The organism is Pedobacter sp. WC2501 (genome assembly GCF_052682415.1).
In genome coordinates this window covers 6,194,144-6,206,890 of record NZ_JBQZFI010000001.1, presented here as the reverse complement: position 1 = coordinate 6,206,890, position 12,747 = coordinate 6,194,144, and the positions used below count along the sequence as shown (strand labels likewise).

At 36.4% G+C, this 12,747-nt stretch carries 12 protein-coding genes; 3 read left to right on the top strand and 9 right to left on the bottom strand.

Annotation, left to right across the window (positions count from 1 at the left end; all coding sequences use genetic code 11):
• Positions 1-138 precede the first annotated feature (138 nt).
• Both ACUN24_RS25875 and ACUN24_RS25870 read left to right on the top strand, forming a co-directional pair.
• Positions 139-1,458 (top strand): alpha/beta hydrolase, encoded by a 1,320-nt coding sequence (locus ACUN24_RS25875; RefSeq protein ID WP_445565092.1) that lies wholly within the window; start codon positions 139-141, stop codon positions 1,456-1,458.
• 160 nt (positions 1,459-1,618) lie between these two features.
• A complete protein-coding gene (locus ACUN24_RS25870) occupies positions 1,619-2,587 on the top strand; it encodes a YihY/virulence factor BrkB family protein (protein ID WP_445565091.1) in 969 nt (322 codons plus the stop codon).
• A 1-nt stretch (position 2,588) separates the two neighbouring features.
• On the opposite strand, the gene ACUN24_RS25865 is transcribed toward ACUN24_RS25870, so the two are convergent.
• The 9 genes from ACUN24_RS25865 to ACUN24_RS25825 all read right to left on the bottom strand — a co-directional run bounded on the left by ACUN24_RS25865 (position 2,589) and on the right by ACUN24_RS25825 (position 12,074).
• Positions 2,589-3,011 carry a secondary thiamine-phosphate synthase enzyme YjbQ gene (locus ACUN24_RS25865; protein WP_445565090.1) on the bottom strand — a complete coding sequence of 141 codons (423 nt, stop codon included), beginning with the start codon at positions 3,009-3,011 and terminating at the stop codon, positions 2,589-2,591.
• A gap of 146 nt (positions 3,012-3,157) precedes the next feature.
• Complete coding sequence (locus ACUN24_RS25860; RefSeq protein ID WP_445565089.1) at positions 3,158-4,192, bottom strand: DUF2157 domain-containing protein; 1,035 nt, start codon at positions 4,190-4,192, stop codon at positions 3,158-3,160.
• A gap of 125 nt (positions 4,193-4,317) precedes the next feature.
• The gene (locus ACUN24_RS25855; RefSeq protein WP_445565088.1) at positions 4,318-6,531 is read right to left on the bottom strand and encodes a cation:proton antiporter domain-containing protein; all 2,214 of its coding nucleotides are present in this window, start codon (positions 6,529-6,531) and stop codon (positions 4,318-4,320) included.
• Positions 6,532-7,234: 703 nt separating this feature from the next.
• The gene (locus ACUN24_RS25850; protein WP_445565087.1) at positions 7,235-8,224 is read right to left on the bottom strand and encodes a bifunctional riboflavin kinase/FAD synthetase; all 990 of its coding nucleotides are present in this window, start codon (positions 8,222-8,224) and stop codon (positions 7,235-7,237) included.
• A gap of 147 nt (positions 8,225-8,371) precedes the next feature.
• On the bottom strand, positions 8,372-9,232 hold the full coding sequence (locus ACUN24_RS25845; RefSeq protein ID WP_132398729.1) for a YitT family protein: 861 nt from the start codon (positions 9,230-9,232) through the stop codon (positions 8,372-8,374).
• A complete protein-coding gene (truB, locus tag ACUN24_RS25840; RefSeq protein WP_445565086.1) occupies positions 9,229-9,960 on the bottom strand; it encodes a tRNA pseudouridine(55) synthase TruB in 732 nt (243 codons plus the stop codon). Before truB ends, ACUN24_RS25845 begins: the two co-directional genes overlap by 4 nt.
• A 134-nt stretch (positions 9,961-10,094) precedes the next feature.
• Positions 10,095-10,889, bottom strand: coding sequence for an undecaprenyl-diphosphate phosphatase (locus ACUN24_RS25835; protein ID WP_445565085.1), 795 nt, complete (start codon positions 10,887-10,889; stop codon positions 10,095-10,097).
• A 79-nt stretch (positions 10,890-10,968) separates the two neighbouring features.
• On the bottom strand, positions 10,969-11,196 hold the full coding sequence (locus ACUN24_RS25830) for a DUF3098 domain-containing protein (RefSeq protein WP_445565084.1): 228 nt from the start codon (positions 11,194-11,196) through the stop codon (positions 10,969-10,971).
• A complete protein-coding gene (locus ACUN24_RS25825; protein WP_090499014.1) occupies positions 11,196-12,074 on the bottom strand; it encodes a cell division protein FtsX in 879 nt (292 codons plus the stop codon). The genes ACUN24_RS25830 and ACUN24_RS25825 overlap by 1 nt, the downstream gene beginning before the upstream one ends.
• A 201-nt stretch (positions 12,075-12,275) precedes the next feature.
• Here ACUN24_RS25825 and ACUN24_RS25820 point away from each other — a divergent pair, with 201 nt between their 5' ends.
• Complete coding sequence (locus tag ACUN24_RS25820) at positions 12,276-12,683, top strand: hypothetical protein (protein ID WP_445565083.1); 408 nt, start codon at positions 12,276-12,278, stop codon at positions 12,681-12,683.
• Positions 12,684-12,747: the final 64 nt, after the last annotated feature.

The window sequence follows — 12,747 nt, the reverse complement described above, 5'->3', positions numbered from 1 at the left end:
GGCAGCTTTTCAGAACCAAATATTGTTAACTTTGGGTATTGTAAACAACCAAACACAATACATGAAACCATTATGATTTTTTTGATCCGTAAAAGGATAAAAATCATGAAATCTCATTACCATAAAAACAAAACACGGATGAAAAAAAGCCTTTTATTTATAATTGCTTTATTATTTACAACTACTGCATTTTCTCAAAATGTGATCCAGCTGTTCAACGGTGCAAACGACTTTTTTAAACTGTTGCAGGAAGAGAAGTTTAAAGATGCCCACGCTTTCTTTGATGATACTTTGAAAACGAAATTAACAGAAGAAAACTTAAAGAAACTTTGGGGGGATATTGGAACGAAATATGGAAAGGCAGAATCGTTAGATGCCGTTCAAAGTAAAGCCCAGGGAGAGTTTTTCGCTGTAACGGTTGAAGGTAAATTTGCTAACGGTGATCAGAACTTTATTTTAGGTTTTAATAAACAACAGAAAATTGTCGGAATCTTTCTGGCACCTTCGCGGAAAACATCTTCTTATTTAAAACCAACTTATGTTGATACCAGTTTATACCAGGAAAAATCAGTATATATTGGGCCGGCAGGAAAACAATTGGCAGCCATTATTACCACCCCAAAAAATGCCAGAAATTTTCCTGTAGTAGTTTTTGTGCACGGTTCCGGACCTGCTGATATGGATGAAACTGTTGGTGTTAATAAGCCTTTTAGAGATTTGGCTGGCGGTTTAGCCTCCAAAGGCATTGCTTCAGTTAGATACGTAAAACGAACTTTAATTTATCCGAACGAATTTGGCAAAGCTTTTACCGTAAAAGAAGAGGTACTGGATGATGCAACTGCAGCTATTGCACTTGCAAAAACAGTTGTTGGCGCTAATCCTAAAGCGGTTTACGTATTCGGTCATAGTTTAGGCGGAATGTTGGCACCTAGAATAGCCACACTTACACCTGATTTAGCAGGAATTGTTTTAGCAGCAGCACCTGCCAGAAAATTAACCGATATTATTGTTGATCAGAATAAGTACATGTTCGATCAGGCTAATGATACAACAGCTGCCTTTAAAAAACAATTGGCAGATGCTGATGTGGAAATTAATAAAAGCAGAATTTCGCAGTTGGGGACTACCATAAAACCTGATTCTGTAATTTTAGGTTTGCCTGCTAAATATTGGGCAGATTTAAATGCCTACAATCAGGTTGCTGTAGCTAAAAGTCTTTCGAAGCCTAAAGTCTACGTATTGCAAGGTGGTAATGATTTTCAGGTAGGTAAAGTAGATTTTGATTTATGGAATGCTGCTTTGAGTAAAAAGAAAAACGTGGTTCTTAAATTTTATCCTGATTTAAATCACCTGCTAAGTTCTCAAACCGAAAAGGGAACGATGGCACAATACCAGGCAGCGGTAAGCGTATCCGAAACTTTGGTTAACGATATTGCGTTATGGATTAAAGCCAAATAGTATAAAATCACTTATCGAAAAAGAATAAAGCTCCGATCAAAATCAGGAGCTTTTTTTTGTGCATTTAGTTTCTTTACATCATGTCTTTGTTCATTAATCACAAACAATTCAAAAAATAAGCGGTTTAAGTTTAGGACATCTCATCTTAAATAGTTTGTTTATGGAAAAGCGGAAAATCACTTTAAAAGGAATATGGGGCATTTTAAAAGCATCGTTCACTGGATTTAATAATCATAAGGTAACGAAACTTAGTGGCTCATTAGCCTATTATACGGTGTTTTCTATGGCGCCATTGCTTGTGGTTATTATTTCTTTGTGCGGTATATTTTTAGGGAGAGAAATAGCCGAAGGACAGGTTTATGCCCAGCTTGAAGGCTTTTTAGGAAGAGAATCGGCTACTTCCCTGCAGCAGCTGATTAAAAATGCTTATTTGGACGGAAAAAGCACTATCGCTTTAATTATTGGTATTTTCACACTATTGCTCGGGGCAACTACCGTTTTTGGGGATATCCAGGATTCTATTAATACCATTTGGGGCTTAAAACCAAAACCTAAAAGGGGCTGGGTAAAGATGTTACAGAACAGGTTCTTGTCTTTTTCGGTAATTATCAGTTTGGGCTTTGTACTTTTGGTTTCGCTTGCTGTAACCTCAGTCTTAGATGCTTTTAACAGTCGTTTACAGGCCAGGTTTGCCGAAGTATCGGTTATTGTATTTTATATCATTAATCAACTGGTTACCCTTGCTGTTATTTCATTAATATTTGGCGTAATATTTAAGGTATTACCCGATGCAATTATAAAATGGCGTGATGTAATTGCAGGAGCAATAGTAACTGCTGTCCTTTTTATGATCGGTAAATTTGCCATCTCAATTTATATTGGGCAAAGCAATGTGGGAAGTACTTATGGTGCAACGGGCTCATTGGTTGTGGTGCTTTTATGGACTTATTATTCTTCTATTATTTTATATTTTGGGGCTGAGTTCACCAAGGCTTACGCAGTTGCTTTTGGATCTGAGATTTACCCTTCGCATTATGCGGTTACCACGAAAGAAATTGAAGTAGAAACTGAGGGTAAATCTATTCAGGATAATCACCCTGAAATCAAAGAAGAAGTGAAAAAAGATTAATTTATTCTCCCCAGGCGGTAATGATCAATCTTCTTTGTCCACCATGGTTGCGGTGTTCGCAAAGGTAAATTCCCTGCCAGGTACCAAGTGCTAATTTGCCATTTCTTATTGGGATAGTTACAGAACTACCCAAAAGTGCCGATTTTAAATGGGCTGGCATATCGTCTGATCCCTCGTAGTCATGTTCGTAATCCGGATCATTTTCTTTAACAGTTTTATTAAAGAACATTTCAAAATCCATTCTGACCGTAGGATCAGCATTTTCGTTAATCGTTAGTGAAGCTGAGGTGTGCTGTATAAAAACCTGACAAATACCAATGTTAATCTCATCAATTTGGGGCAGGGCATCCTCAACCTCATCGGTAATGATATGGAAACCCCTTCTACGTTCTCTGAGTGCTAAGGCTTGCTGATATATTTTCATTTGAATTAATTCATTTTAAATTTTCGAAGTAGATCTGAAATTTTGAGATTTTCAAATTCGTCAGACAGCGTCTGACTTTTTCAATTCATAGATCTCTCCACTACGGTCGAGATGACGATTAGTGTATTTTAATTAATCTCAGGATGCTATTTCAAAAACTCTACATTCCATATCTTTTCTGCTTTTCTTCCAATTAGCCAAAAAGAGGCCGCTAGCACAGAGAAGAATAAGGCTTTATGCCAACTGTCCCAAAAATATTCAAAATAGCGTGTATAGAGGTTAATAAAAAGAAAAGTAATGCCGAATTCCCTTGCGATATCATCGTGGTATTTTAAGCCAGATAAAGTGCTTATTACACATATTGCAGCCGAAATTAAGGCCCAATAAAACAAACTTAACTGCCTCACGGTATACCATTCTTCTAAGCTGGCGAAATTGCCGAACACCGATAAAGCCCAAAGTGATACAAACAAGTAAACCATCCCTGCGATATAGGTGACCTGAAAGAAATTTTGCGTTTTAGGAAAAGCTTTCATAATGAACGATGCTGCGGTTAATGCTGCTCCGAAAACCACGAAACGTAAAGGGTAATTCATACCAAGAAAGTAATAATTCCAACGGCTTAAATACCCCGTTTCTGTGCCAAACCAGGCACCTAAAGATATTAAAGCAAAAATCCAGATCAAACGCGAATTGAAGATATAACCTAAAGCACCATAAATAAAAACAGATATTAAAATCAGGATAGAGAAATTGCCAGATCCATTGTCCAGCGCCTTTCCGAAATAAGCAACTGCATTTGCTGTGAGTAAAATGGCAGAAAACACAATCGCCTCATTGCTAAACTTTAAATGCGCCAGCTTCTTCTTTCTCCTGAACCCCAGGATATAAAGCCATCCCGCCAGTCCGCCAGAAACAATAGCAATAACGATATTAGGTGTATTGTAAACCCTTTTTAAATAGTTTAAGATGGAATTATCAATAAGAAGTGATCCAAGGGCAATAAAACCACAAGCTAAGGCTACCCAAAAAGCATATTGTGCCAGGCGTAACCAATCGAAGTTTTTGGCTTCATAACTTTTACGGAGTTTATCGCCTGTTTCATCATTAATTAAGCCATCGCTTTGCCACTGCTCGATCATATCATCAAGAAATTCACTCTTTTCTCTATCGACTTTCATAGGTTAGGTTATACACGAAGATATGCTTTTTGGTCGGAAGTCAGAAGTCAGAGGTCCGAAAGTAAAAACCCGTAGACTATTTATGCATCTAAACTCCGGACTCCCGACTAAGGACTTCGGACTAACTAAATAACCTCTTTTATCTTCTTATTGTTCCCGACAATCCAAATTACATCGCCGTTGTCGAATACAAAGTCGGATGAAGGATTTAATATCCGATCAGTACCCCTTTCTATACCAACAATTAAAGCCTGTGCTTTTTCGCGGATCCCTGCATTTCTGATACTCATGCCATAAACAGGCGATTCGGCATGAACAACAACCTTTTGCAAGGTCATTTCTTTATTCGGAAAATTATTTTCTTCGGCTGTTTCCGGAGCATCAACTTCTAAAAGTGCCTTAACAGCAGCCAATTGATCATCAGCACCAATCAACAACAGTTTATCGTTAGGATAAAGCCGCTCGTCTCTACCTGGTGTTGGGATATTGTTTCTTCCGCGTTCGATTAAGGCAATATTTACCCCATATTTTTCCCTGATCATTAATTCGGTAAGCGTTTTTCCTACCACTTCCGATTCAGGTGAAACAGTAAGTTCTGTTAGGTGGGTATCCCAAGGTAAAATGTCAGGTTTTTGATTCTCACGGGCATTTAAATTTAACATGAAACGTCTTTCCAGTTTATCATAAAAAGACTGCAGTTTCCTGGAGAAGATAACCATGCCTAAGATGATTAGACCTAATGCAATTACAGCTGCAATCCAAGTATCAAAGAATTCATACATTAAAAATCCTACAAAGAAGATCCCTAAGGCTATTCTGAAAAATTCGATGGCAATTAACGGACCACGGGTGTATTTTTTATTCAGCCAAAGGTGAGAATATGCTGTTCGTTGGATTCTTCTGATTGATAAAGCCCATAAAAACGGCGACATTAAAATAAAGGAAACGACTACGCTGATAATAATTGAGGTTAAACTATTGGAAATATTGCTTACAATAAAAGGCTGAACATATCGGTAAGCCAGAAATATGATGGCTATGATGATCACTGAATGGATAATCGTATTAAAAATATAAGACCTTAATAAAACTTTCCAATCGCTTAACGTGGTAATCCCTTCAGTACTGGAGCTGTATCTTTCTATACCATCAAGCCATTTTTTTGGTAAAACACGGTTTAAATATTGGTAAAAAGGTTCAGATAGTTTAATCAGGTATGGTGTGGTAAAGGTTGTAATAGCTGCCGCTGCCACAGCGATTGGGTAAAGGAAATCGCTGGTTACTTTAAGGGTTAATCCTAATGAGGCAATGATGAATGAAAACTCCCCAATTTGTGCTAAACTCATACCCGATTGTACCGAAGTTTTTAGTGGCTGGCCAGACAATAACGCACCTAAAATGGTAAATATAATTTTCCCAAAGATAATAACCACGGTGGCCACTAAAATTGGAACCCAGTACCTAACCAGCATAGCAGGATCAATCAGCATACCAACCGAAACAAAGAAAACCGCGGCAAATAAATCTTTTACCGATTTGGTTAAGTGTTCTATTCTTTCTGCCTGTGTAGTTTCGGCTAAGATGGAACCCATTATAAACGCACCTAAAGCAGGAGAGAACCCAACCTTATCGGCCAATAATACCATCACCAAACACAAGCCTAAAGATACCACCAGCATGGTTTCATCATTCATCAATTTTTTGGTTGCTTTAAGAAATGAAGGAATTAAGAAAATTCCGCCTAAGAACCAAAGTACTAAGAAGAAAGCCAGTTTTAAAATAGAATACAGCATTTCTGTACCTGCCGATTGCTGACTTACCGCTAAAGTAGAAAACAATACTAATAATAAGATGGCAACCAGATCTTCAACAATTAAAACCCCGAAAACCAGGCCAGCAAACTTTTTATGCTTTAAACCAAGTTCTTCAAAGGCTTTTATGGTAATCATGGTTGAGGATATGGATAAGATCCCACCTAAAAACAGGCTATCCATATCTTTCCAGCCCATTGCTTTACCAACTAAGTAACCCGCCAGAATGATAAAAAGGACTTTTACAATTGCAGTGATGGAAGCGGAACCGCCAACTTTAACTAGTTTTTTAAAACTGAATTCTAAACCAAGGCTGAACAAAAGGAAAATTACGCCTATTTCCCCCCAAATGTTAATACTCTTGGTATCGGTAACTGAAGGAAAAAAATCTAAATGTGAACCAACCAGTAGGCCTGCCAGTATGTAACCTAGAACCAGTGGCTGTTTAATTTTTTTAAATATCAGGGTGGTTATTCCTGCTGCTGCAAGGATTAATCCTAAATCGGCTATTAAATCGGGTAAATGCATCTATAAAAATGGGTAATATGAATTAAATAATTTATTCCCAGGCATTGTTCGCTACCTGGCATTTTACTGAAAGTTCCACGTTAATGTGATTCAAAAAATGAAATTACTTACCAATAAACATGTTTTGGGTAGAGCATTTTAAAAAGGCACCAATAGTTATATTTTAATCTTCTAATTACAACTTTAGCGGTGATCGTTTTGTTCTTAAAAAAAAGAAATATCAAAAAAGAAAGAAGTATAAAAGCGGCAAAAGATATTTTTACAATAGAAGAGTTGATGAAATCTTTTTGCAAATTTTCATTGTCCTGATTGAAACCGGAATTATGTTTATTAATTTTTTTATCGGTTATGAAACTTATTTTTAAGTTTTTGGCTGGTACATCGTTTCTTTTTCCCTGCGATGAGAAGACCGCAAAATTAATGGAGATAGATAGAAAGAAAATGATGTAAAAAAGCCTCATTGCCGCTAATATAACGAAAATGAGGCTTTTTTGAAAGGAAAATCTGATTAAAAAATACCAAAAGGCTCTTTTAAACTTCTATTACTAACCTTAAATTTCATTTAATAGTTGCGTCTTGCTGAATTTATTTTACAAGTAAAAATAGTGTTTTCAATTGTCTTGTAGCTACTACGTGGTCAGCATCCATTAGACCCTGAAATAAATTCAGGGTGACGATCGCGTAGGATGTGCTAAAAATAAATTTACCTGTTAAAATAATCTAGCGTCGCCTCTTTGTCTTTTTGTAATTGAACAGTCAGTGCTTCTAACCCTGTAAACTTTACATCATGACGCAAGAATTTCAAGAAATTCATCTTGATGTCCTGACCATAAATTTCCTGGTTAAAATCGAAAATATTAACCTCAATATTTCTGGTCATCCCGTTAATGGTTGGGCGCTGCCCGATGTAGGCCATACCTTTATAAGTCCGGAGTCCGGACTCCGTAGTCTGAAGTCTGTTTGTCGATTCTGAACCTTCTTCTTTAAATTCGGCACTCATTTCTACAGTAACAGCATAAATGCCATCACCTGGAATCAGTTTATATATTTCTTCTACGAAGATATTGGCCGTTGGAAAACCGATTGTTCTGCCTATTTTATCGCCTTTAATTACCCTTCCAAAAATAGAAAAAGGGTAGCCGAGGTAATCATTAGCTAAACTTACATCTCCAACCAAAAGTGCCTGGCGGATTTTAGTTGAGCTTACCGCAACGTCATGGATATCCTGCTCCATAATTTCCTCCACAGTAAAGCCGTAGTGTAGGCCAGCAGCTTTCAAATCGGTTAGGTTGCCCGAACGGTCTTTTCCGAAGCGGTGGTCGTAACCAATAATAATATGTTTGGTGCCAATGTTGTTCACCAGGATGTTTTTTATATAATCTTCAGGCAGCTGATTGGAGAAATCTCTGGTAAAAGGTGTGATGATTAAATGATCTACCCCCAAACCTTTTAAAATTTCTGCTTTTTCATTAATGGTATTAATCATTTTTAGGTCCTGGTTTTCAGGATCAATAATCATTCTCGGGTGTGGAAAAAAAGTTAATATTACACTTTCTCCTTTATCGGATTTTGCTTTTTCTACCAGTTGTTTAATGATTTTTTGGTGTCCGAAATGCACGCCATCAAAAGTGCCAATGGTTACAATGGCATTATCTAATTTTTTAAAATCCGAAAGGTTATGGTATATTTTCAATGGTAAAATCTATTTTATTGGTGTGGGTTTTGCATGAGGGATGGAAGCGGTATCCCCGCCCCGATAACTATCGGAATTTCTCGGGGATTTAGCATACAGCCCGACCCTTTGCGTAGCTTAGGGGCATGCCCAAATTCCTGTTATTTATTAATGTAAAGCATGGCGTTTCACTACCCCGCCTTTTAAATCGGCAATTTGTTGTTGTATCACAAATGCATCCTGATCAATCTGGCGAATAGCAGTTTGTAATTTGCTCATTTCTAGTTTGGTCACAACGGTAAAAATAATATCGATATCTTTCTTTTCTCCATAGCCGCCTTCGCCTTTATAGATGGTTACACCACGTTTCATTTCGTTGATGATAAACCCTTTTATAGCTTCCTGATGTTCTGAAATAATGGTCACACCGGTGTATTGTTCTATGCCATTTACAATGAAATCGATAGTGCTGGATGCCGATAAGTACGTTAGAATGGCATAAAGTGCAGTTTCGATGTTTAAGAAATAAGCTGCGAAGGCAAAAATAATGATATTTAAAATCAGGATGATATTTCCAACAGTTAAAATGCTGTTTTTACTGATGTAAAGTGCTAAAACTTCTGTACCATCAATTACGCAGCCGCCACGCATGGCCAATCCAATTCCTCCACCTAAAAACAAACCGCCAAAAAATGCAATAAGTAATTTATCGTGTGTTATGGGCTGAAAGGGTAGGATAATTAGCGCCAGTGAAAGCGCAGCAATGGCAATAGCAGTTTTGATGGCAAAGCCTTTACCAATCTGCCTATAGCCTAAAATTACAAATGGGATATTGATGATGGCAATGAGGTATGATAAATTCCAGCCAGTTAAGGTGCTTAGCAAAAGGGAAATACCGGTGACACCACCGTCAATAAAATGGCTCGGCATTAAAAAGCTTTTTAGGCCAAAACACGCCGAAGTTACACCTGCAATAATTAAAAGAATTTCTTTTATAAATCTGGTGTGCCTGTTTTTGATTCGGTTCATGCTTCTGTTTCAGTTTTAGCTTCTTCTTTCTTACTGCGAATATAATTAACAAGTTCTAAAACCTCAAATGCATCTTTTAGTAAAAAGTTTCCGCTTCGGGTACGGGTAAGTTTAGAAAGATAAGCGCCGTTATTTAAAGTTTTACCAAAATCGGATATTAAGGAGCGGATGTAAGTACCTTTGCTACATACAATCCTGAAATCGATTTCTGGCAATTCGATCCGTGTAATTTCAAATTCCGGAACGCTTACAAAACGTTTACGTAATTCAACTTCTTCACCTAATCTTGCTTTTACGTATAAACGTTCGCCGTTTACCTTCACTGCTGAATGTGCAGGTGGATATTGTTCAATATCTCCTATAAATGGTTTGCATGCAGCATAAATTTCTTCTTCAGTAATGTGGCTGATCTCGAAAGTTTGATTAACCTCTGTTTCCATATCAAATGATGGGGTAGTAGCGCCCAAAATCATGGTACCGGTATATTCTTTCTCTTCAGCCTGAAAAGTATCGATCTGTTTGGTTAGCTTACCTGTGCAGATAATCAACAAACCTGTAGCAAGGGGATCTAAAGTGCCGGCATGACCAACCTTTAGTTTTAGTGGTTTTAAAGAATTACGGATTTTGCCCACCACATCAAATGAAGTCCATTTGTATGGTTTGTTAATTAAAAGCAATTCGCCTTCTGCAAAATTGAAATCTTTGAATTTAGAATTTTCGGTACTCACAAATCTTTTTTGTGCAAAGATACGGATTCAATGTGGTTTGCCTAGGTTTTTTTAACCACAGATGTACACAGATAAACATGGATGATTATTATCTGCGTGCATCCTTTTTATCTGTGGTTAAAATATTTCATGAATTATATAATCTGTAAGTTGTGCCCACTTAATAACAGGATGATAATAATTAAACCCGCAGCAATCCTGTACCAACCAAAAACTTTGAAACCGTGTTTGTTCAGGTATCCAATAAAATTTTTAATAGCCAATAGTGCTACCACAAAAGCAATAACGTTACCGATAATTAGAAGATTAGTTTGATCATGGGTAATGGTATGCCCTTCTTTGTAAAAATCGTAAAGTTTTTTTGCTGTTGCAGCAAACATCGTCGGTACCGCAAGGAAAAATGAAAACTCAGCGGCCACTTTTCTGCTTAATTTCTGACTCATACCACCCACAATGGTTGCCCCAGAACGCGATACTCCTGGTAGCATGGCAATACACTGGAAGAAACCAATTTTAAGTGCCGTTAAATAAGTTACTTCCTCCTCTTCATTAATGGTTGGTTTATTAAACCATTTGTCAACAAATAATAGGATAACACCGCCAACTAATAGTGAAATACCAACAGCCATAGGGCTTTCTAATAGTTCGTCGATCTTTTTACTCAATAATAAGCCAAATACAGCTGCCGGAATAAAGGCAACCAGTAATTTAATGTAGAAATTTATCGATTTGAAAAACCTTTTGAAATAGAGTACAACAACCGAAAGTATTGCGCCCAATTGGATGACAATGGTGAAGAGTTTTACAAATGGTTCGGATGCGATGCCCATAAATGATGATGCAATAATCATGTGACCAGTGCTCGATACAGGTAAAAATTCAGTTAATCCTTCAACAATTGCAAGGACAATGGCTTCAAAAGTGTTCATATTTTTAGGAAAGAAAGTAAATAAAGAAAACGCTCAATCAATTAATTAAGCGTTTTAATATAATCCTAATAGGATAAATTTATTTTTTTAAGATGGCATAAATACCAAAAGCAAAACCTGCCAATACCACTATCGGAGCCAATAAAGTTCTTCTGAAGTCGTAAATGTCACCAGTAGTGCCCATCATCAGGACAAAACCAACCGCTACAATTGCTATGCTGATTAACAATAATTGATAATTTTTTTTGGTAAAAACCAATTCGCTTTTAACGTCCTTTACAACGGGACCTGTTTTTTTTTCTGCCATTATCTATAAAGATGATAAGATTTTAAACGTAAATATCTGCTTACTGCAAACCATGTACTAATGCCTGTTATAAAAATACCCACAATTAAAAGGCCTATAAATACGAAGCCAAATTCCTGGTAGTTATTTAAAATAATAATTTCAGGCACCTCTTTGCGGGCATAAATTAAAGTTGCCAATAAAATAATAATGGCAATAAATGCCGCAATCAGGCCGTGCAAAGCAGCGTATAATAAGAAAGGACGTCGAATAAAATTTTTCGTTGCACCAACCAGCTGCATACTTTTAATTAAAAAGCGCTGCGAGTAGATTGCTAATCTTATGGTATTGTTAATCAGGGCAATAGAAATGATTAATAGCAGTGCTGCGAAGGCTAAAATAATTAAACCGATCGTATTGATATTTTTGTTTACCATATCTATTAAAGAACTTTGATAAACCACTTCTTTAACTACCGGGTTTTTAGAAATACTTGTTTTTAAGGCATCTATACTTTTATTGTTTGCATATTCTGCTTTTAAATACACATCGAAGGTAGATGTTAGTGGGTTGTACCCTAAAAAGTTAACAAAATCTTCGCCTAAATCTTGGGTTAAATTTCTGGCTGCAAGCTCTTTATTTACATATTGGGTTTGTTTTACCGCAGGATTTGCATTTAGTTCTTTTTGGAAAGCCAAAACATCTGCTTCTTTTGCACCTTCATCAACAATAATGTTTAAAACGATGTTTTCTTTTACATAGTTAGATAGGTTTTTGGCATGTACAAGTACCAAACCAAGTAGCCCCAGCATTAATAAAACCAAGGCAATACTGATTATAGTGGAAATATAAACGGTTTTGGTTTTCTTAGATGCATCACTCACTTCGAATTCTTCCATGTATTTCATTTTTGTTTCTGCGAAAATATAAATTATACCTGATAAACACCAATTAATGATTGCTAAATGAATTACTAACGTATACGATTAGCTTTTAGTTTGAAGATTAAATTCCTCAGTAAATCTGATTCTTTTTCGAATGGCGGTACGAAATTTGCTAAAACGGCGTTAATTATGGATATCTTAAAACTAAATTTAACTATGAAAAGACAAATTACGATTCTAAGTTTGTTAATGCTCCTCACCTCAACCATTATTTCATGCAAAAAAGATACTACTTCTTTAAAAGCTCAAATTATGGGGCGTTGGACGTTAAATAAGATTGTGACAACAGGTTATGCTGATGAAAAACTTAATGGAGAAGTTAATTATGGCAAAACCACTGATTATATTGATTATAAATCAAATAATGATGACCAGGTGGAGATAAGTTTATCTGGAGACAGGGCAATCGGTGAATATGTGATCATTTATTCGGATCAGTTTAGTATGAGTATTAATGATGGGCTTAATTATTGTAAAATAAACAGTATTACTGCAAACAAATTAGAGTTTACTGCTAAAATTGATAAAACAAACGTGACTAAAGTATATTCTTTATCAAGATAAGATCTTAATTCCCGATTATTTGCTGCGCCATTGGTTTTATATCAATGGCGCATTTTTTTTGTGG